The sequence below is a fragment of the Campylobacter sp. BCW_6889 genome, assembly GCF_001762535.1.
Lineage (GTDB): Bacteria > Campylobacterota > Campylobacteria > Campylobacterales > Campylobacteraceae > Campylobacter_D > Campylobacter_D jejuni.
Map to the genome: position 1 here is coordinate 25,586 of NZ_MJWZ01000065.1, position 20,562 is coordinate 46,147.

The 20,562-nt window shown below is 30.9% G+C and carries 19 protein-coding genes; 8 read left to right on the forward strand and 11 right to left on the reverse strand.

The window, feature by feature from the left end; all coding sequences use genetic code 11:
- Window positions 1-10 precede the first annotated feature (10 nt).
- Together AJ939_RS06925 and AJ939_RS06930 are read left to right on the forward strand one after the other, a co-directional pair.
- Window positions 11-1,033 (forward strand): ribonucleotide-diphosphate reductase subunit beta, encoded by a 1,023-nt coding sequence (locus tag AJ939_RS06925; protein ID WP_002870660.1) that lies wholly within the window; start codon window positions 11-13, stop codon window positions 1,031-1,033.
- Window positions 1,020-2,393, forward strand: a complete 1,374-nt coding sequence (locus tag AJ939_RS06930) for a nicotinate phosphoribosyltransferase (protein ID WP_074470018.1) — start codon at window positions 1,020-1,022, stop codon at window positions 2,391-2,393. Before AJ939_RS06925 ends, AJ939_RS06930 begins: the two co-directional genes overlap by 14 nt.
- Here AJ939_RS06930 and AJ939_RS06935 read toward each other — a convergent pair.
- On the reverse strand, window positions 2,362-2,910 hold the full coding sequence (locus AJ939_RS06935; RefSeq protein ID WP_002861022.1) for a gamma carbonic anhydrase family protein: 549 nt from the start codon (window positions 2,908-2,910) through the stop codon (window positions 2,362-2,364). The two genes, AJ939_RS06930 and AJ939_RS06935, sit on opposite strands and share 32 nt — an antisense overlap.
- 88 nt (window positions 2,911-2,998) lie before the next feature.
- Here AJ939_RS06935 and AJ939_RS06940 point away from each other — a divergent pair, with 88 nt between their 5' ends.
- Window positions 2,999-3,628 (forward strand): protein-L-isoaspartate(D-aspartate) O-methyltransferase, encoded by a 630-nt coding sequence (locus AJ939_RS06940; RefSeq protein ID WP_002861021.1) that lies wholly within the window; start codon window positions 2,999-3,001, stop codon window positions 3,626-3,628.
- Window positions 3,629-3,647: 19 nt separating this feature from the next.
- Here the strand turns inward: AJ939_RS06940 and AJ939_RS06945 are convergent, their stop codons facing one another.
- From AJ939_RS06945 to AJ939_RS06990, 10 genes are all read right to left on the reverse strand, one after another.
- Window positions 3,648-4,835: an aspartate aminotransferase family protein gene (locus tag AJ939_RS06945; RefSeq protein ID WP_079860136.1), complete on the reverse strand. Its 1,188-nt coding sequence runs from the start codon at window positions 4,833-4,835 to the stop codon at window positions 3,648-3,650.
- A gap of 3 nt (window positions 4,836-4,838) precedes the next feature.
- The gene (gene argB, locus AJ939_RS06950; RefSeq protein ID WP_079396354.1) at window positions 4,839-5,684 is read right to left on the reverse strand and encodes an acetylglutamate kinase; all 846 of its coding nucleotides are present in this window, start codon (window positions 5,682-5,684) and stop codon (window positions 4,839-4,841) included.
- Window positions 5,685-5,687: 3 nt separating this feature from the next.
- Window positions 5,688-6,134 carry a GNAT family N-acetyltransferase gene (locus AJ939_RS06955; protein WP_002861018.1) on the reverse strand — a complete coding sequence of 149 codons (447 nt, stop codon included), beginning with the start codon at window positions 6,132-6,134 and terminating at the stop codon, window positions 5,688-5,690.
- A gap of 9 nt (window positions 6,135-6,143) precedes the next feature.
- The gene (argC, locus tag AJ939_RS06960) at window positions 6,144-7,172 is read right to left on the reverse strand and encodes an N-acetyl-gamma-glutamyl-phosphate reductase (protein WP_002861017.1); all 1,029 of its coding nucleotides are present in this window, start codon (window positions 7,170-7,172) and stop codon (window positions 6,144-6,146) included.
- A gap of 163 nt (window positions 7,173-7,335) precedes the next feature.
- Window positions 7,336-8,427, reverse strand: coding sequence for a DNA adenine methylase (locus AJ939_RS06965; RefSeq protein ID WP_002870664.1), 1,092 nt, complete (start codon window positions 8,425-8,427; stop codon window positions 7,336-7,338).
- A gap of 38 nt (window positions 8,428-8,465) precedes the next feature.
- The gene (infC, locus tag AJ939_RS06970) at window positions 8,466-8,984 is read right to left on the reverse strand and encodes a translation initiation factor IF-3 (RefSeq protein WP_002861015.1); all 519 of its coding nucleotides are present in this window, start codon (window positions 8,982-8,984) and stop codon (window positions 8,466-8,468) included.
- Window positions 8,981-10,789: a threonine--tRNA ligase gene (thrS, locus tag AJ939_RS06975; RefSeq protein WP_070276452.1), complete on the reverse strand. Its 1,809-nt coding sequence runs from the start codon at window positions 10,787-10,789 to the stop codon at window positions 8,981-8,983. Before thrS ends, infC begins: the two co-directional genes overlap by 4 nt.
- A gap of 130 nt (window positions 10,790-10,919) precedes the next feature.
- Window positions 10,920-11,723: an undecaprenyl-diphosphate phosphatase gene (locus AJ939_RS06980; protein ID WP_070276454.1), complete on the reverse strand. Its 804-nt coding sequence runs from the start codon at window positions 11,721-11,723 to the stop codon at window positions 10,920-10,922.
- 73 nt (window positions 11,724-11,796) lie between these two features.
- Entirely contained in the window at window positions 11,797-13,794 is a 1,998-nt protein-coding gene (locus AJ939_RS06985) for an OPT family oligopeptide transporter (protein ID WP_079264657.1), read from the reverse strand.
- 183 nt (window positions 13,795-13,977) lie between these two features.
- Window positions 13,978-15,324: a CitMHS family transporter gene (locus AJ939_RS06990; RefSeq protein WP_002880928.1), complete on the reverse strand. Its 1,347-nt coding sequence runs from the start codon at window positions 15,322-15,324 to the stop codon at window positions 13,978-13,980.
- A 316-nt stretch (window positions 15,325-15,640) separates the two neighbouring features.
- On the opposite strand from AJ939_RS06990, the gene AJ939_RS06995 reads away from it, so the two are divergent.
- From AJ939_RS06995 to purF, 5 genes are all read left to right on the forward strand, one after another.
- A complete protein-coding gene (locus tag AJ939_RS06995) occupies window positions 15,641-15,988 on the forward strand; it encodes a hypothetical protein (RefSeq protein WP_002861010.1) in 348 nt (115 codons plus the stop codon).
- Window positions 15,989-16,122: 134 nt separating this feature from the next.
- Window positions 16,123-17,250 carry a hypothetical protein gene (locus AJ939_RS07000; protein ID WP_070276455.1) on the forward strand — a complete coding sequence of 376 codons (1,128 nt, stop codon included), beginning with the start codon at window positions 16,123-16,125 and terminating at the stop codon, window positions 17,248-17,250.
- Window positions 17,250-18,431 carry a replication-associated recombination protein A gene (locus tag AJ939_RS07005; RefSeq protein WP_070276458.1) on the forward strand — a complete coding sequence of 394 codons (1,182 nt, stop codon included), beginning with the start codon at window positions 17,250-17,252 and terminating at the stop codon, window positions 18,429-18,431. Before AJ939_RS07000 ends, AJ939_RS07005 begins: the two co-directional genes overlap by 1 nt.
- Window positions 18,432-18,493: 62 nt before the next feature.
- Window positions 18,494-19,222, forward strand: a complete 729-nt coding sequence (gene dapB, locus AJ939_RS07010; RefSeq protein ID WP_070276460.1) for a 4-hydroxy-tetrahydrodipicolinate reductase — start codon at window positions 18,494-18,496, stop codon at window positions 19,220-19,222.
- A gap of 1 nt (window position 19,223) precedes the next feature.
- Window positions 19,224-20,561 (forward strand): amidophosphoribosyltransferase, encoded by a 1,338-nt coding sequence (gene purF / locus AJ939_RS07015; protein WP_002866352.1) that lies wholly within the window; start codon window positions 19,224-19,226, stop codon window positions 20,559-20,561.
- Window position 20,562: the final 1 nt, after the last annotated feature.

The window sequence follows — 20,562 nt, forward strand, 5'->3', positions numbered from 1 at the left end:
AGGTTAAAAAATGCAAAGAAAAAGAATTTACAATCCAAGCTCAAACGAAACCCTAGGAGATCGTAAAGTTTTTGATGGTAACCCACATGGAATTTTAAATTTCACTAAGGCAAAATATACTTGGGCTTTAAAACTTTGGGATTTAATGGAGGCAAATACTTGGTTTCCAAAAGAAGTGGATACAACTAAAGATGCACTTGATTATCGCTGTAATTTAACCACAGGTGAAAAAAGAATGTATGATTTAGTTTGGAGTCAGCTTATTTCTATGGATAGTTTTCAAACCAATAATTTAGCAGATAATATCAACCCTTATATCACAGCTCCTGAAATCAATGCGGTTTTAGCACGCCAAGCTTATGAAGAGGCAAACCATTCAAAATCTTACGCTGTTATGGTAGAAGCGATTTGCGATAATACAGATTTGATTTATGAAATGGAAAAGCATGATGAAACTTTGCGTGAAAAAAATGACTTTATTTCAAGCATTTATGAAGAATTAGCAGGCGATGTAGATGATAATAAACTTCTTTTAGCTATGGTGGCAAATCAAATTTTAGAAGGAGTATATTTTTATAGTGGTTTTACTGCTATTTACGCACTTGCACGTGCAGGAAAAATGCTAGGTTCAGCACAAATGATCCGCTTTATCCAAAGAGATGAAATCACACATCTTTTATTATTTCAAAATATGATCAATTCAGTACGCAAAGAAAGACCTGATTTGTTCCATGATGAAAATATCAATAAAATTTATGATATGTTTAAAAAAGCTGGAGATCTTGAGATCAAATGGGGTAAATACATCACTCAAAATCAAATCATGGGCTTTACTGATGATATCATAGAAGAATATATCCATTATCTTGTAGATCAAAGATTAAGCGCAATCAATTTAGACAAGCTATACAATGCAAAACATCCTATTAAATGGGTAGATGATTTTTCAAAATTTAACGATCAAAAGAGCAATTTCTTTGAAAGTAAAGTAACGAATTATTCTAAGGGTAGTATAAGCTTTGATGACTTCTAAAACTTCTTTAGCCTTACTTTGTGATTTTTATGAATTTACAATGTCTCAAGGCTATTTCAAAAACAATAAAAAAGATCAAATTTGTTATTTTGATATATTTTTTAGAAAAATTCCAGATTCAGGATCTTTTGCTATTTTTGCAGGTCTTGAAGATATTTTAGACTTTGTTGAAAATTTGAGTTTTGATGCAGAAGATATAGAATTTTTAAGAAAACAAGGTATTTTTGATACAGAATTTTTAGATTTTTTAGCTAACTTTAAATTTAAAGGTGAAATTTATGCTATGCGTGAAGGAGAAGTGATTTTTCCAAACGAACCTTTGCTATGTATTAAAGCTACAACCATAGAAGCACAGCTTTTAGAAACTTTTTTACTTTTAAGTTTAAACCACCAAAGCCTTATTGCTACCAAAACCAATCGTATCGTGCGTGCAGCTAAAAACAGTAAAATTTTAGAATTTGGCTCACGCAGAGCACAAGGAAGTGAAGCGGCCTTAAAAGGGGCAAGAGCAGCTTTTATAGGAGGTTGCATAGGAAGTGCTTGTACTTTAGCAGGAAAAATTTATAATATCCCTATCAATGGAACTATGGCACATTCTTGGGTGCAAATGTTTGAAAATGAACTTGAAGCTTTTAAAGCTTATGTGAAAATTTATCCAAAAAATCCTGTTTTTTTGATTGATACTTATGATTGTCTAAATAGCGGACTTAAAAATGCAATTAAAGTTTTTAAAGAATTTGGTATCCAAGAAGGCGGTGTGAGAATAGATTCTGGAAATTTATTTGAGTTGAGTTTGAAAATCAGACAAGAACTTGATCAAGCAGGACTTCAAAAATGTAAAATCATAGTTTCTAACGCCCTTGATGAATGGAGCATTAAAAAACTCAAAGAACAAAACGCACCTATTGATATCTTTGGTGTAGGCGAAAGATTGATCACTGCTTCAAGCGATCCTATTTTTAGTTGTGTTTATAAACTCGCAGCCTTAGAAGATCAAGGTATAAAACCTAAAATAAAAATCAGTGAAAATAACGAAAAATCAACCCTACCTCATTTTAAAAAACTTTTTAGAGTTTATGATAAAAACACGCAAAAAATCCTTTTTGATGAGCTTTATGTTTTTGACGAAAACCCAAATCAAGATGAAAATTTAGAACGCAAAGAACTTTTAGAATTAGTCTACAAAGAAAAAAGACTTCTTAAAAAGTCATCTTTAAATACTATTCAAGATTATACAAAAGAGCAAATCTCAAAACTCGATGAGAGTTTTTTAGATCTTGATCGTTTTGTGAAATTTGAAGTAAAACTCTCGCCTAAACTTCAAAATATCACTGAAGATCTTTTAAAAACTCGTTTTTAAAATCCACATAATTTAAAGCGGATTGTTTTAGAAAGCTTATTTCTTCATCGTTTAATTCACGCACAAATTTTGCAGGATTTCCAAGTATCAAAGAGCGTGGCGGAAATTTTTTACCCTTTGTTACAACGCTTCCAGCACCCACTATGCTATCTTCTTCTATCAAAGCATTATCCATGACAACAGCATTCATTCCGATTAAAACACGATTTTTTATCACACAAGCATGGATAACGCAATTATGTCCTATGGTTACATCATCTCCTATTATTGTAGGAAAACCAGCATCTTTTAACTTTCCTTTTTCGTCAAATTCCCTATGCCAAACATGCACCGTGCTAAGATCTTGAATATTGGTTCTTTTGCCAATTTTTATAAAATTAACATCAGCTCTTAAAACACAATTAAACCAAATGCTACTTTCATCTCCTATTTCTATTTCTCCTATGATTTTAGCTCCCTCTGCAACAAAAACATTTTGACCTAGTTTGGGACTATGATTTTTAAATTTTATAAGCATTTTTTTCCTTTTTATTTAAGTATAGCTAAGTTTAACTCTATTTCAACTTTTTTAGTTACAATTTTTATTTAAATTTATAGGAGAAGTAATGAACGCATTTGAACAAAAAAGATGTCAAAATATGGCTGAAGAAATTGCACAAAAAGTTTTTATCAATGAAGAGCTTTTTAATGCTTTTTGTCAAATTCCGCGTGAAATTTTTTCTCCTTTAAAAGCCCATGCTTATCGCCTTGATGCTTTGCCTTTGGCAAATTCTCAATGGATTAGTTCACCTTTAACTGTAGCTAAAATGACTATGGCTTTAGATTTTAAAAATGCTGATAGTATTTTAGAGATAGGTTGTGGAAGCGGCTATCAAGCTGCGATTTTAAGCAAAGTCATAAGGCGTGTTTTTACCATAGAACGCATAGAAAATTTAGCCAAAAAAGCCGCTCAAACTTTCAGAGAATTAGAACTTTTTAATATCAATGTAAAATTTGATGATGGACAAAATGGCTGGAAAAATTATGCTCCTTATGATAGAATTTTATTTTCTGCTTATGCGACACAAATTCCTGAAATTTTACTCGATCAATTAAGCGATGGCGGGATTTTAGTCGCTCCTATTTTACACAATGGCAAACAATTCATCACACGCCTTAGAAAAAATGGCACAAATTTACAAAAAGAAATTTTAGAAGAATGTTTATTTGTGCCTATAGTAGATGGAAAAGAATAAACTTTTTTTACAAAATTTATTAAAAACTCTTTAGAGCCTTTCTTAACTTTTCACTCATTTCATCAATATGTTCTTTTTGCAAAATCAAAGGAGGTAAAAATCTCAAATCATTCTCCCCGCAACTTATCAGCAAAAGTGCATTTTCTTGGCATTTTTGAATGACCTTGGACACTTTTACACTTTTATCAAGACTAAGCCCTTGCATAAACCCTAAGCCTTTGCGTTTTTTACAAAAATCAAATTCTTTTATCAACTCATCTAAACTTTGCTCTAAATAAGGCGTGAGTTTATTGACATTTTCTAAAATTTTTTCTTCTTTAAAAATTTCAAAAACTGCATTCACTCCTGCGCAAACCAAAGGATTTCCCCCATAAGTGCTACCATGATCGCCTGCTTCTAAAGAATTGCTTGCTACTTTTTGATTTATTACAAAAGCACCCACACTAAGCCCACAACCTAAGGCCTTAGCTGAAGTCATAATATCAGGCAAAATTTGTGCGTGCTCATAGGCAAAAAATTTTCCACTTCTACCCATGCCACATTGAATTTCATCAGCGATTAATAATATATCTTTTTCATCGCAAAGCTTTCTTAAGGCTTTGTAAAAATCTTTATTTGCAGGATTTATCCCACCTTCTCCTTGCACGCTTTCTAAGATAATGGCGCAAGTTTTTTCATTTACTAGTTTTTCAACGCTTAAAATATCATTATATTTTGCAAATTTAACCCCTGAAATTAAAGGTTTAAAAGGCTTTTGATATTTTTCATTAGCAGTAAGCGATAAAGCCCCTAAAGTACGCCCATGAAAAGAATGCTTAAAAGCGATAAATTGTCCGCCCTTAATACCTTTGTTAAAGGCGTATTTTCTAGCTGTTTTCATCGCTCCTTCTATACTTTCTGTGCCAGAATTTGTAAAAAAAACACGCTCTAAAGCACTAGCTTTGGCTAAATTTTTAGCTGCAGCGGCTATGTTTTCATTATAATATAAATTGCTAGTATGTAAAAGCTTATCCACTTGAGCTTTGATTTTAGCATTAAATTTAGCATGATTATATCCTAAAGCACAAACGCCTATACCACTTGAAAAATCAAGATATTTTTTAGCCTTATCATCAAAAAGATAAACCCCCTGCCCTTTTTCTAAAACTATATCAAAACGCTTATAAGTAGGGATAATATGACTTTGTTCTTTATAATCCATTTTCATTCTTTAACCCACCAAAGTGCCTATACCTTCATCAGTAAAAAACTCAAGCAACAAAGAATGCTTCACGCGCCCATCTAAAATATGCACCTTTTTAACTCCATTTTCACAAGCATCAATGCAAGATTTTAATTTTACATGCATACCGCCTTCTATTTTAGGAGCTAAAATTTTAGCTTGTTCAAGACTGATTTTAGAAATCAAAGAATTTTTATCATTAAAATCCTCATAAAGCCCTGCAGTATCGGTTAAAAAAGCAAGTTTTTCAGCCCTTAAAGCCTTAGCAATCGCACAAGCTGCGTCATCAGCGTTAATATTATAAGTATTAAAATCCTCATCCATGCCAATAGGAGCAATGATAGGTAAAAAATCTTTTTCTAAAAGCTCTTCTAAAATTTTCGAATTTACCTTTTGTATCGTGCCAACAAAAGCTAAATTTACATCTTTTTTCACACATTCTAAAAGTGCACCATCTTTACCACAAAGCCCTATGGCTTTAACTCCTAAATTTTGCAAACTATGAACTAAATTTTTATTGATATGATTTAAAACCATGCTTGCTACTTCAGTAGTGGCTTTATCACTAACTCTAAGACCGTTTTTAAACTCACTCTTTACGCCTAATTTTTCACACATAGCAGAAATATCTTTTCCCCCGCCATGTACAATGATAGGCTTTAAACCCACAAGTTTTAAAAGAGCTATATCTTGCATCACACAATGCTTTAGCTCTTCATCTTCCATAGCTGATCCACCGTATTTTATAAGTATAATCTTAGAATTAAATTTGCGTATATAAGGTAAAGCTTCGATTAAGACATTGGCTTTTTCTAAATATTTTTGCATGATCATTCCTTAAACATTAAAGCTGGTTTGATTATACTCATTTAAAGAAAGATCGTAATAATTCGCATCCTCTCTTAAAGTAAAACCATAATGTTTCCAAAACTCATTGCCTAAATCATTGTTTTTAAAAGCGATTAAGGCGATTTTATTGATCTTTTGAGCTTTTAAAGCCTCGAGACAAAATTTTGTCATCTCGTGTGCTATACCCTTTTTTCTATGATCTTTATGCACACATACATGATAAAATCCCCCTGTGCGTCCATCATGCCCGCAAAGTATACTTCCTACAATTTCTTCATCAATCACTGCTACAACGCTAAGATTTGGGTTTCTATCTAAAAAATTTTCTATATTTTCTTTGCTATCATCAATGCTTCTTATCCCAAAGCCTTTTATCTCGCACCAAAGCTTATAAACGACTTCATAATCACTTTTTTGCATAGCTCGTATTATCATTTTTATCCTTTACAAATTTGCAAAGAATTTAAGTCCTTCATCTTCATCAAAATCAAACATTAAATTCATATTTTGAACAGCTTGTCCTGCTGCGCCTTTAATTAAATTATCAATAGCACCAAGCACAATAACACGCCTTGTGCGTTGATCTATACTAAAATTTATATCCGCAAAATTGCTTGATTTAACCCACCGAGTCTGCGGAAACGACTGCGGCGGTAAAAGCCTTATGAATTTATTGTTTTGATAGTATTTTGTATAAATATCGCGTATATCTTGTTCTTGCAAATTCTCTTTTAAATTTGCATAAGCACTGATTAAAATTCCTCTTTGCATAGGTACAAGATGAGGGGTAAATTGTAGAGTGATTTTCTCTTTGGCCGCATAGCTTAAATGCTCTTCAATTTCGGGAGTATGGCGGTGCGAAGCCAAACCATAAGCTTTGATATTTTCATTAACTTCGCAAAAAAGATTTTCCATCTTTGCACTTCTTCCTGCTCCGCTTACTCCACTTTTTGCATCAATGATAACTGAGTTAAAATCGATGATTTTTTCTTTAAAAAGCGGATAAAGACTTAAGATAGAACAAGTGGTATAGCAACCTGGATTTGCCACCAAACTTGCTTTTTTTATCTCTTCTTTATAAAGCTCGCAAAGTCCATAAACTGCATTTTGCAAAAGCTCTTGATTAGGATGAGTGAATTTATACCAAAGCTCATAATCTTTAGGATTTTTAAGACGAAAATCTGCACTTAAATCAATGATTTTCATCTTTTTTAACAAATTCTCATTTAAAAGCTTAGCGCTAAATTCATGCGGAGTAGCCAAAAACAAAAGATCAAGTTCAAGTTCATCTAAATTTTTATTTTCAAAACATAAATTTAAAGGGGTATTAGGATAAAGATCTTGATAATTTTGTCCCACGCTAGAACTCGAACCTAAATAAGAAATTTCAACTTTGGGATGATTAAGCAAAATGCGTACAAGCTCATTACCTGCATAACCACTCGCTCCTAAAATCCCAACTTTTATTTTCATCTTTATCCTTTAAATGTAAAAGCAAATATTATAAACAAAAAAAGTTAAAAATTTTAACTATTATTCTCTTTAACCTTATCTTTATTGCTCGAAAATCAAAACATCTGAAAAAATAAAATTAATTTAATCATGCAAAATAAAAAATAATTTTAGCAACAAGAATTTAATTTTTAACTAAAATATAAAGTTGTTCATGAAGATGAATATTACGATTTTTAAGATTGCGAGAAGCTCTAAAAGTATTATATTTTTGTTCTAAAATACGACATTTTCCAAGAGTACTTAAACGCTTTAAAAAAATTTCTTTTTTTATAAAACCTTCGCAATTATAAGAAAGTAAAATCACTCTTGCTTTTAAATCATTAATAAGTTCAAATAAAGCGTCTTGGGCAAATTTTGACTTATTAAAAGTACTACGATTCCAATCTTTTGGAATGCCACTGATTTTGGAAATTTCTTCAGGTTTTTTATAATTTGCGATTAAATTTAACATAAAGTAATTAGAGCTATAAGGATGTTGATTGTAAGGAGGATCAAGATAAACCACATCAAAAAAATCAAGTTCTTTTGCAAGCATGCTTGCATCCTTTTGCATCACTTCAAATTCGCAAGAAAAATTTGAAAAAATAGGCATTTTAAGCTCTATTTCTCCTTTAATGCGTTTAAGTGCATTTTGTCCTTCGCCACCAAATTTTCCGATACCATCCTTACCCTTATAAAAACCTTTAAAAACTCCACTAGTATTTGAATGCACACTAGCTTCATAAATTAAAGGGGCTATAAAAAAATGCTTTAATTCTTTTGGAATTTCATTTTCAATTCTTTGTCTCATAGTATCAAGATATAAAGCATTTTTAAAAGTATAAAAAACCCTTTCATTTTTTTTAATATCATCATCATCTTTTGGAGCATAAAGCTCACTGATAAAACCTTTTTGAAAATCTAAATTTTGGGTTAAATTTTTATAACACTTTTTTAGATTTTGGAGTAAATCTTTGTCTTTATTAGCAAGATAACACTTATTGATAAGTTTTGAATAATCTTCTAAATCATTAGCTAAAATATAACTCGAGTATGCCTTTGCAAAGCGACTTACAATACCTGAGCCACTAAACATATCACAAAAACTAAATTTATCTTTACCAAGTTCTTTTTTAGCTACCTTAAAGCCCTTATTTAAAAAACTTAAAAGTGCTCTTTTATTTCCAAGATAAGTTATAATTTGCTCTTTTAAAAAAGAAGGATTTTCTTTCAAAATTTAAAACCTTTAAAAGCCTTATCCACAAAAGTGGATTAAGCTTTTTTTGGAGTTACAAGCATATTTACATAACGACCTTCAAAATTTGGCTCTTTGTCACGATTAGCTTCATTTTCTATCATAGTCCAAATTTTTTCAAGCAAAACTACACCTGCTTCAGGAGTTGCCATTTCACGTCCTTTTAAGAACACACGAAATCTCACATGCTTACCTTGTTCTAAAAATTCTAAAGCATGTTTTACCTTGTAATTAATATCATTTTGAGCAATTTTTACAGAAAGTTTGATTTCTTTTATATCAATCACTTTTTGTTTTTTCTTTGCTTCTTTTTGTTTTTTCTCTTGTTGATAACGGAATTTACCATAGTCCATGATCTTGCAAACAGGTGGCTTAGCATCTGCAGCTATCATTACAAGATCAAGTCCTAAACGATTTGCAATTTCTAAAGCTTCATCACTACTGATAATACCGTAAACTTTGCCATCATCGCCAACACATCTGATTTCATCCGCTCTTATTTCTTCATTGAGCAATACTTCTTTTTCTTTACTCAAAAGTGTACCTCACTCATTTTCTCCTTAACTAATTTAATAAATTCGTCCAAGCTAAGATTTTTTTGTTCTTTAGCTCTTCTATCTCTTAAAGCAACGCTACGCTTTGCCACCTCATCATCGCCTAAAACTAAAATCATAGGTAATTTTTGCTTTTCAGCGATACGAATTTTTTTACTTAAGCTCTCATTTTTTTCATACACCTCGCTATCGATATTAAGCTCTAATAATTCTTTTTGAATTTCTTTTGCGTAAGCAATATGTGCTTCGCCTATTGGCACTATACCCACTGCGGTTGGTGCGATAAAAAATGGAAACTCACCCGCACAATGCTCGGTTAAAATTCCTATAAATCTTTCAAAAGAACCTAAAATCGCACGATGCAACATTACAGGTTGTTTTTTTTCATTATCACTATCAGTATATTCGAGTTTAAAACGACTTGGCAGGTTAAAATCTACTTGTATGGTTCCACATTGCCACTTTCTTTTTAAAGCATCGGTGATTTTAATATCAATCTTTGGCCCATAAAAAGCCCCGCCACCTTCATCAATACCGTATTTTAAACCTTGTTCATCTAAAGCTTCTTTTAAAGCCTTAGTCGCTATTTCCCAAATTTCATCATCACCTATGGCTTTTTCAGGTTTAGTTGAAATTTCCATTTCATAGCTAAAATCAAATAATTTCATCAAATTATCCACAAAAGCTAAAATTTCTAAAACCTGCTCTTTAATCTGACTTGGCATACAAAAAATATGTGCATCATCTTGAGTGAATTCTCTCACTCTAAAAAGTCCATGCAAAACGCCACTTTTTTCATGACGATGTACCACGCCGTATTCAAAAAATTTCAAAGGCAAATCACGATAACTTCTTACATCACTTTGATAAATTTTAATATGTCCCACACAGTTCATAGGCTTAATGCCATATTCTTGTTCATCAATTTGTGTAAAATACATATTTTCTTTATAGTTTGCATAATGTCCACTGATTTTCCATGCATCTGCTTTTAAAAGTTCAGGCCCACGCACAGGTTCATAACCACGCAAACGATGAATTTTATAAAGCATATGTTCAAGTTTAGATCTAAGCCTTGCGCCATTGCTTAACCAGATAGGAAGACCTCCTCCAATCTCATCATCAAAAGTAAAAAGTTTAAGCTCTGTTCCAAGCTTTCTATGATCGCGTTTTTTAGCTTCTTCGATAATGGTTAAATACTCTTTCAAACTTTCCTTATCTGCAAAAGCAGTCCCATAAATTCGAGTAAGCATTTCTCTTTTTTCATCACCACCCAAATACGCTCCTGCAACACGAGTGAGTTTAAAAAAGCGTAAAAATTTCGTATTTGGTACATGAGGACCACGACACAAATCTTCAAATTCACCTTGCTTATAAATACTTACAGCTCCATCAGGAATACGCAATAAAACTTCTTGTTTTAAATCATCATTTTGAAATTTAGCCAAAGCTTCGCTTTTTGTGATTTCATATTTTGAAATTTCAATCTTTGCTTCAGCAAGTTCTTTCATCTTTTTTTCAATTTTTACTAAATCTTCTTCGCCGATCTTACTTTCTACACGAAAATCATAATAAAATCCATCTTCTATAACAGGACCAACGAAAAATTTAGCTTCAGGATACAAGCTCTTAATCGCCTGCGCCATTAAATGCGCACAAGAATGGCGTATCACTTCTAAACTTTCTTTAGAATTATCAAAATAAATTTCTTTTAAATTTGTATTTTTCACGCTTTGAGAGTCAATTATTATCTCATTGTCCAAATACGCAATAACTTCTTTTTCCATATTTTTAACCCTTTGTCGCTCACTTACCCTGTGAGTGTTTATAAAGTTCTAATTTTAACTTTCTAAGACTTAATTATTTTTGAAATTCAGCTTATTTTTAAAAAAATCTTAGAATAAATTTAATATTTATTTATAGCTTAAATTCACTTCCAGCATTTAAAATCCCACTATAATACACATAAAAGAAAATAAGCCCCAAAATAATGCGATAAATTCCAAAAGGGATAAAATTAAATTTAGAAATAAATTTTAAGAAAAATTTTATAACTAAAACCGCAACGACAAAAGCAGTGATAAAACCTATACTTAAAGGAATTAAAGAATTTGTGTTACTCAGCAATTCAGGCTCTTTATAAATACTATAAGCTGTAGCAATAATCATCGTTGGAATAGCAAGTAAAAAACTAAATTCAGCAGCCACTTTTCTATTAAATCCTAACAAAAGCCCACCAATAATACTTGCTCCACTTCTTGAAGCGCCAGGAATCATGGCTAAAGATTGAAAAATACCTATACAAAAAGCTTGTTTAAAACTTATTTCTTCTAAGGAATTGATACGATATTGTTTATTTTTGTGCGCAAGTTCTATAAAAATAAGCACAACACCACCAAAAATGAGCATTCCAACCACAACCCAACCATTAAATAAAGCATTTAAGTATTTTGCCACAAAAAGCCCTATAACTCCAGTAGGAAAAAATCCCACTGCAAGTTTTAACCAAATATCAAGCCCTTGAAACAATTTACGCCAAAATACAAAAATTACCGCCAAAATAGAACCAAGCTGGATGATAATCAAAAAATTTTTCCAAAACTCATCTATATCAATACCTAAAATAGTCGTACCTAAAATCATATGTCCTGTTGAAGAAACAGGTAAAAACTCAGTCAGACCTTCTATAATTCCAAGTATTAAAGCATATAAATTTTCCATTTTAATCCTTGAATGATAATTGCAAAAGAAAAATTATATCAGAATGGATTAAATGGGGTTTTAACCCCAAAAATTAAGCATCTTTTTTAACAATACGCTTAATGAAATATAATACAACGCCAACAAAAAAGATAAGCGCGAAAAGCTCGCTATCATGAAAATTTGCTAAATTTAAAGCTAAAGGATTTTCACTACCACCCATACTTACTGAAAATACAGTAATTCCTGCGATAATTACCCCAAAAATACTTTCACCCACTATAAGCCCTGAAGCAAAAAGCGTGCCTCTTTGCTCACAACTCGCAAGTTTTTCTTCTTTATGAGAATTTTTTGCATATTTTTTAGTCAAGTATTGCATTACAATATATTTTAAAATTCCGCCTATAACTAAAGGTATATTTACAGCAGGCGGAAGGTAAATACCTATTCCAACGGCTAAAGGCGGCAAAGACATTTTCTGTGTTCTTCTTAAAATTTTATCTATAATAATCATTAAAATTCCTACAAATACACCAAAAGCCATATAACCCCACTCTATATTGTGATGAAAAATTCCTTGAGCGATAGTACTCATTAAATTTGCTTGCGGTGCTGCTAAAGCCGATGAAGCATCCATACCTTCTCTTGGCATTGCCCCAACAAAACCATAGGCTTGATAAAGCAAATTTAAAACAGGAACTATAGCCAAAGCACCAAAAACACAGCCTACAAGTAAAGCAACTTGTTGCTTCCAAGGAGTAGCTCCGACTAAATGCCCTGTCTTTAAATCTTGTAAATTGTCATTCGAAATAGCAGCTGTAGCCAAAATAACACTAGTAGTAAAAATAGCTAACGCTACTGCAAATTTAGAAAGCATAGGATCTTGAAAAAGTTCCACACCTAAAACCAAAAAAACAATAGAAGAAATAATAACACCAATAAGTCCGATTCCAGAAATAGGACTAGAAGAAGATCCTACAAGTCCTGCCATATATCCGCAAGCTGCTGCAACAAAAAAACCTATTAAAACAGAAACTAAAGTTCCAACAAATGAAAATAGCATTTGATAATAAATACTTAAGTTAGCATCTTCAACAAAACTATAAAAAGTAATAAATAAACCCACAACCATTAAAACAAAAAGTATAAAAATACTTTTTAAAGAAAGGTCTATATTTGTTCTTTCATTTTTTTCTTGATTAGTAATTTTAACATTTTTAACAATTTCTTTAATACCTTCAATAACGGGTTTTAAAAGTTCTATTAAAGTCCAAAGCGCTGCTATAGCAATAGCTCCTGTTCCTATAAGCCTTACTTTAGAACTCCATACACTAGAAGCTAAATCTACGGCATTTTTTGCACTATCGAATTCAAAATTTGAAAGATAGGGAGTAAAAATACCCCAAGCTAAAAACATACCTACAAAAAGAGCTATAGCACCTGCTAAACCGACTAAATAACCTGCTCCTAAAAGTGCCAAAGAATATCCCATAGAAAAACCAAAAGCCATTTTATTCCAAATGAAAGCAAAATTACTCTCACTTGCAGCGAGTTTAAAACCATTGCTTAATAAACTAAAAATAGCAGCTATAAAAGAGCCTAATGCTATTTCTTTAATACCTTGTTTTCCTTTTTTATTACTCTGATCTTTATTGGCTACTTTTAAAATTTCAGCTGCGGCCCTACCTTCAGGATAAGCAAGTTTGCTTTCAACTACCATAGCCCTTCTTAATGGTATAGTAAAAAGCACTCCAAGTCCACCACCACAAAGACATATCATAAAAGTTTGCCAAAGTGGAAATTCACTCCAATACCCACACATAAAAAGTCCTGGGATAACAAAAATAACTGATGATAAAGTTCCTGCTGCTGAAGCTTGAGTTTGAACCATATTATTTTCTAAAATATTTGAAGTCTTAAAAAGACTCAAAACCGCCATGGAGATGACCACAGCTGGAATTGATGATGAAAAAGTAAGTCCCACTTTTAACCCCAAATATACATTTGAAGCTGTAAAAATAATAGTTAAAATACTTCCCAAAATCAAACCCCTTAAGGTAAGTTCTGGTAAATTTTGTTTTTTGTACATCATTTCTCCGTTTTAAAATTTACTTTCAACGTTAAAAAATATTCTTATAAGTTTAAATTTATAATTTTTCTCTAAAGCAAAATAAAATAATACAAAAAAACGCTTATATTTTTATAAATTTTTGACTCAAAAATATCATAAAACAATGAACCAATCATTGAAAAATCAAAAGTTTTTTTATTTTAATTATATTATCCCAGCTACCTCAGCAAAAATCAAGCAAATAATACTTATACCCCATATATAAAAAAAGCTTCTTTTGATATGATCTTTAATATTAACCTCTGCTAAACCGCAACCTAGCAAAGTTGCAGGCACAACAGGAGAAATAAATGTCGCACAATTTCTTGCTATCACCATGATAATAGCTATAGTCAAAGGTTCAGCGCCAAAAGCCTTAGTTACACTCAAAACTATAGGCATCACTCCATAAAAATAAGAATCTGTACAAAAAATAATTGCCATTGGAACAGCTAATATCCCTACCATCAAAGGAATATAAGCGCCTAAATAATCTGGAACAAAATTTAAAATCAAAACACCCATTTTCTCCATAATACCACTTTTATCAAATACGCCTATTAATATCCCAGCACCAATTAAAGTAATATACATAAGCATTGCACCAGCACTTGCACGATCTAAAACTTTTTTAGCTATTTTTAAATTAGGATAATTAAGCGGTAAAATTATTGCAAGTCCTATCATAAAGCAAATATAACTAGGAAAAATACCACTAATTAAAAGCCCAATAACCCCAATAGCTACAAGTAAATTTAACCAAAACCATTTTTCATTATGGTGTTCGCTTTTTTCTATATTTAAATTTATTCCCGACAAGTTACCTGCGCCTGCACCTCTTTTTATTTCTATCTTAGCAATCCAAATTGCCAAAAGAAGGGATAATACCAAACCTACAATCTGAATAGGTATAATATGGTGCCAAAGCAAATTTGCATCCATTCCTATATTAGTAGCCGCTCTTAAAGTAGGACCACCCCAAGGAATAACATTCATAACCCCCATAGCCGAAGTAATAATCAATAACATTGAAGTCTTTCTTATACCTAGACGCTCATAAATAGGTAATAATGCAGGTATTACAATAAGAAAAGTAGAAGCACCTGAACCATCTAAATGCACAGCAGCAGTAATAAAAACAGTAAGAATGCAAACTTGATATACATTAGCTTTCATTTTTGATAAAAACGCATTTAAAATTTTAGTAAAAAAACCACTTGCATTTAAAACACTAAAAAAGAGTATAGAAAAAACAAACAAAGCTGCCGTATCCGTTACGCTTTTGACTCCATCTTTAATAAAAGCAACCAATGTTTTAATATCAAAAACACCTCCTTTAACCCCTAAAGCTGCACCCACGCCAAAACCAAGCTGTTCAAGAATAAGTAAAATACAAGCTACGCTAATACTTACACTTATAAAAGCTAATGCCGGAGTAGTATAATCTTTTAGCAAAAGCCAAACTATCAATCCTAATGAGAAAAAACCCAATAAAGCTAAAAAAAATTCCATATCCTATCCTTTTGTATCATTTTTATTCAATAATAAAATGGATATTTTAAGTCCAACTTATATGTGTTTAAATTTATAGCTTTTTGGAAAAAATATATTTTCTAATGTAACTATTTTAAACAAGAATAAAAAATAATTTTTAATTATTTTTGATAAAGTATTCACTCTTTTAAATTTACAACTAGAAGTAACGATAGTCAAAATATAATAAGTTGCATAATATTATCAAAACTAAAAAGTCAAAATTTTAACTTCACATTCACTTCACTTAAAAAGTTTATAATGTTATCACTTTACATTACAAGGAGAAATAATTATGAAAAAAAGTATTTTATTTACATCAGCACTTTTAGCTAGCTCAATGCTTTTTGCAGATAGTCTAAAACTTGAAGGTACTATTGCACAAATTTATGATAACAATAAAACCTTGCTTATTGACTCTATTTATGGCGGACAAATGGCTATAAAAGTTCTACCAAATACCGAAATAGAAATGGATGATTGTGGTATTTTTGGAACAGATAAAGATGGAACTTTTAAAGATTTACAGGTTGGAAATTTTTTAGAAAGTAAAATTTCTTATGGAACACCTGCTACACCAAATACTCAGGCTATTCCAGTAGCTAGAAAAATTGAAATTCAATGTTATAAAAAAGCTTATTAATATAAATCCCTTAACAAGGGATTTATAAAAATCATTCTTTACTAAACTACTTCATCACTCTTAAATAAAAATTTAAACTCTTTTTTAACAAGCAATTTATAAAATAACACTTATATTTTCATCTAAGGCAAATAATGAAAAAATGGATTTTTATTGTTTTTTGTTTTATATTAGGTTTTATTATTCATATATTTTATATAGAATACACTAACGAACTTTTATTTAATAAATTTATTAAAAACAGCAATCCTGATTATACAATTACAGATATTTACTTCAAAAAAGGTTTTTTAACTTCTAAAGGAAGTTTTACTTTAAATCACTCTCATACACAGCTTTCAACCAAAATCAACCTTAAATTTAATAATTATTTTTTCTTAAATAAAATTATAAAAGGAAATTTTACAAATCCTTTTGATTTTTTAGATGAAGTGTTAAAAAACAATAAATTAGGAACTTTTACTCTCAAATTACACGATAACAACTCTAAAATATTTCTAAATATTAAAGATATAAATTTAAGCAATGAAGGCGGAGATACCATCATAAACGGCGGATATATTGAAGCTTTAATGAATAAAAATTTAGAAATTAAAAACATTAAAATACATTTTGATATGATTGATTTTTCTCAATTTTATACTAAATTTGTATTGCAAAATTTAAATTACGAACAATTTTTTAACAATCCTGTACAATTTTATGAGTTAAATTTATTTAGCGATAGCCAACAACAAATCAACTTTGATTATCTTGTGCTAGATAACAATAAAATCAATTCTTTTTATAGCAAAAACCAAGTAAATTTTAATGAAGAAAATTCAACAATAAACTTAAACATACAAGGAAAATCTAATGAAATTGATATTGATCTTAAATCTTTATTGGGTCAAAATTTGAATTTTGACAAAACAAAATTTAACATAACCATAAATAAATTTCTTAACTCAAATTTCAATATTTCTCATTTTATTCAAAAAAATCTTGATCTAAAAATACAAAATTTAATTCTTGAAAAAAATCAACAAAATATCAGTCTACAAGGCAATTTAAATATTAACAACTCTTATCAAGCAAAATTACAAGTTATCAGTTCAGATGAGCCAGATGAAATTTTTCCTTGGACAAAGGATTATGGAGGTTTAAATCAATATTTTTTAAAAGAAAATAATAACTTTTTTCTAAATTTATCTTATGATAGCTTAGCCAATCCTCAGCTAAAAATTAATGGTAGTGAATTTTCAAATATGGATTTAAATTAATGAGCCTAGCTTTAACCTTTCGCCCTGAAAATTTTGATGATATTTTAGGACAATATGAGCTTATAGAAATTTTCAAAAAATTTACTGCTTTACAAAAACTTCCTCATAGTATTTTTTTTGGAACAGCAGGCTCTGGAAAAACAACTTTTGCTAGAGTTGTAGCAAAAGAATTTGGCTTAGATTTTTATGAATTTGATGGAGGAAATTTTAAACTCGAAGAACTAAGAAAAATTTTAGATAATTATAAAAATAGTCTTTATAAGCCTTTAATTTTTATTGATGAAATTCACCGCCTTAGCAAAACCCAACAAGAAATGCTTTTAATTCCTATGGAAAATTACCGTTTAATTTTAATCGGTGCAAGCACTGAAAATCCCTATTTTGTTTTAAGTTCTGGTATAAGAAGTCGTTCCATGCTTTTCGAATTTAAATCTTTAGGGGTAAAGGAACTTGAAACTTTACTCTTGCGTGTACAAGAAAAAATGAAATTTAATATTGATAAAGAAGCTAAAGATTTTCTACTTAAAAGTGCTGATGCAAGAGCTATGCTAAATTTGCTTGAATTTGTCTTGGTTTTAGATGAAAAACATATCAGTCTTGAAAATCTTAAAAAACTTCGCAACACCATAAATAGTGAGGGTGTTAGCTCAAAAAATACACATTATATCTTAGCAAGTGCAATGATAAAAAGTTTACGTGGAAGTGACGTTGATGCAGCTATTTATTATCTTGCAAGACTTATTGATGCAGGAGAAAGTGCGGATTTTATCGCTAGGCGTTTGGTGATTTTTTCAAGTGAAGATGTCGGAAATGCCGATCCAAATGCTTTAAATTTAGCAGTTTCGACTCTGGAAGCTGTTAAAAATATAGGTTATCCTGAAGCAAGAATTATCCTAGCCCAATGCGTAGTTTATTTAGCAAGCGCAATCAAATCCAATGCAAGCTACAAAGCTATCAATGAAGCTTTAAACTATGTAAAAAACAATGAAGCTTTAGAAATACCTAATTATCTTAACAACAATCATCAAGAAAAACAAAACTATCTTTATCCACATGATTTTGGTGGCTGGGTAGAGCAAAAATATCTTAGTAAAAATTTAAAATTTTATCATAGCAAGGGCTTAGGAGAAGAAGCAAAATTGTTAGATAATTTATATAAATTAAAAAATTATAAAGCTTAATTTTATTATTTAAAATTTACAAAATAAATGCTAAAATCAATATTTTATTTTCAAGGAAAAAGATGATTAAAATAGGAATTTATGGCGCTAAAGGACGCATGGGAAAACAGATTGAAGAATGTTTAAAAAGCGAAACGCAAGCACAAATTTCGATACTTTATAATAAGGGTGGAAATTTAGAAGAGCTTTTTGAAAAAAGCGATGTGATTATTGATTTTTCTTCCCCAAGTGGAACTCATGAGCTTTTAAATTATGCAAGAACTATGCCTAAACCTTTGGTAATAGGTACAACAGGACTTGATGAGAAAATTTTACATTTGATGCAAAGTGCTAGTGAAGTGATGCCGATTTTTTATGCGACCAATATGTCTTTAGGTGTTGCAGTTTTAAACTATCTTGCTAGTAAAGCGAGTCAAATGCTAAGAAATTTTGATATAGAAATTTTAGAAATGCATCATCGCCATAAAAAAGATGCCCCAAGTGGTACAGCTATGACTTTAGCCCAAAGTGTAGCAAAAGCTAGAAATTTAGAACTTGAAAAAGTAAGAGTAAGTAGAAGAGATGGCATTATAGGTGAAAGAAGCAAAGATGAGATTGCCGTGATGAGTTTAAGGGGTGGCGATATAGTAGGACGCCATACAGTAGGTTTTTATGAAGATGGAGAATTTTTAGAACTTAATCATACCGCTACTTCAAGGGCGACTTTTGCTAAAGGTGCGATTAAAATCGCTATTTGGCTTAGTAAGCAAGAAGCAAAAATGTATTCAATCAATGATTTTTTAGGAATTTAAAATGTGTGCAGTTGTAGGAGTTATCAATTCAAAAAATGCTAGCACTTATGCGTATTATGCGCTTTTTGCTATGCAACACCGTGGGCAAGAGGCAAGTGGTATTAGTGTGAGTAATGGTAAAAATATTAAGACTATTAAAGCTAAAGGTGAAGTGAGTCAAATTTTTAATCCTGATAATCTAAAAACTTTAGAAGGTGAAATCGCTATAGGGCATAATCGCTATTCTACAGCAGGAAATTCAAGTTTAAATGACGCTCAGCCCATAGCAGCTACTTCGGTTTTAGGTGATATTGCTTTAGCGCATAATGGAAATTTAGTTAATAAAGAAGAAGTAAGATCAAGACTTATTCAAGATGGGGCTATTTTTCAAACCAATATGGATACAGAAAATGTTGTCCATCTTATCGCAAGAAGTAAGCAAGAAAGCTTAAAAGATAGATTTATTGAGAGTTTAAAAGAATGTATAGGGGCTTATTGTTTTGTTTTAGCAAGCAAAGATAAACTTTATGTTGTAAGAGATCCTCATGGAGTACGTCCTTTATCTTTAGGACGTTTAAAAGATGGAGGCTATATAGTTGCTAGTGAAACTTGTGCTTTTGATCTTATAGAGGCTGAATTTATTCGTGATGTTAAACCAGGGGAAATGCTTATTTTTACTCAAGGAAATGATAAATTTGAAAGTATAGAACTTTTTTCTCAAACTCCTAGAATTTGTGCTTTTGAATACATTTATTTTGCTAGACCTGATAGCATAGTAGAAGGCAAAAGCGTGTATGAAGTGCGTAAAAAAATGGGCGAAGCTTTAGCTAAAAAATTTGCTTATAAAGCAGACTTTGTCGTGCCTGTGCCAGATAGTGGAGTAAGTGCAGCTATAGGTTTTGCGCAATATTTACAAATCCCTCTTGAAATGGCAATAGTAAGAAATCATTATGTAGGAAGAACTTTTATAGAGCCAACTCAAGAGCTTAGAAATTTAAAAGTAAAATTAAAACTTAATCCTATGCGTAAAGTTTTAGAAGGCAAAGAAATTGTAGTCATTGATGATAGCTTGGTGCGTGGCACTACTTCTAAAAAAATAATTTCTTTGCTTCGTGCTGCAGGAGCAAGCAAAATCCATCTTGCCATAGCTTGTCCTGAGATCAAATTTCCTGATACTTATGGCATAGATACTCCAACTTTTGAAGAACTTATCAGCGCAAATAAAAATACTGAAGAAGTGCGTGAATATGTAGAAGCTGATACGCTAAGTTTTTTAAGCATAGAAGAATTAACCCAAAGCATAGGCGATGAAAGGAAATATTCTTTAATCAGTTTTGATGGGGATTATTTTATTAAATAAT

Bases quoted from the DNA above. Each gene is read 5' to 3' on its own strand.
- AJ939_RS06925 (WP_002870660.1), top strand. From the start codon at position 11: ATGCAAAGAAAAAGAATTTACAATCCAAGCTCAAACGAAACCCTAGGA.
- AJ939_RS06935 (WP_002861022.1), bottom strand. From the start codon at position 2,910: ATGCTTATAAAATTTAAAAATCATAGTCCCAAACTAGGTCAAAATGTT.
- AJ939_RS06940 (WP_002861021.1), top strand. From the start codon at position 2,999: ATGAACGCATTTGAACAAAAAAGATGTCAAAATATGGCTGAAGAAATT.
- AJ939_RS06945 (WP_079860136.1), bottom strand. From the start codon at position 4,835: ATGAAAATGGATTATAAAGAACAAAGTCATATTATCCCTACTTATAAG.
- argB (WP_079396354.1), bottom strand. From the start codon at position 5,684: ATGATCATGCAAAAATATTTAGAAAAAGCCAATGTCTTAATCGAAGCT.
- AJ939_RS06955 (WP_002861018.1), bottom strand. From the start codon at position 6,134: ATGATAATACGAGCTATGCAAAAAAGTGATTATGAAGTCGTTTATAAG.
- argC (WP_002861017.1), bottom strand. From the start codon at position 7,172: ATGAAAATAAAAGTTGGGATTTTAGGAGCGAGTGGTTATGCAGGTAAT.
- thrS (WP_070276452.1), bottom strand. From the start codon at position 10,789: ATGGAAAAAGAAGTTATTGCGTATTTGGACAATGAGATAATAATTGAC.
- AJ939_RS06980 (WP_070276454.1), bottom strand. From the start codon at position 11,723: ATGGAAAATTTATATGCTTTAATACTTGGAATTATAGAAGGTCTGACT.
- AJ939_RS06985 (WP_079264657.1), bottom strand. From the start codon at position 13,794: ATGATGTACAAAAAACAAAATTTACCAGAACTTACCTTAAGGGGTTTG.
- AJ939_RS06990 (WP_002880928.1), bottom strand. From the start codon at position 15,324: ATGGAATTTTTTTTAGCTTTATTGGGTTTTTTCTCATTAGGATTGATA.
- AJ939_RS06995 (WP_002861010.1), top strand. From the start codon at position 15,641: ATGAAAAAAAGTATTTTATTTACATCAGCACTTTTAGCTAGCTCAATG.
- AJ939_RS07000 (WP_070276455.1), top strand. From the start codon at position 16,123: ATGAAAAAATGGATTTTTATTGTTTTTTGTTTTATATTAGGTTTTATT.
- AJ939_RS07005 (WP_070276458.1), top strand. From the start codon at position 17,250: ATGAGCCTAGCTTTAACCTTTCGCCCTGAAAATTTTGATGATATTTTA.
- dapB (WP_070276460.1), top strand. From the start codon at position 18,494: ATGATTAAAATAGGAATTTATGGCGCTAAAGGACGCATGGGAAAACAG.
- purF (WP_002866352.1), top strand. From the start codon at position 19,224: ATGTGTGCAGTTGTAGGAGTTATCAATTCAAAAAATGCTAGCACTTAT.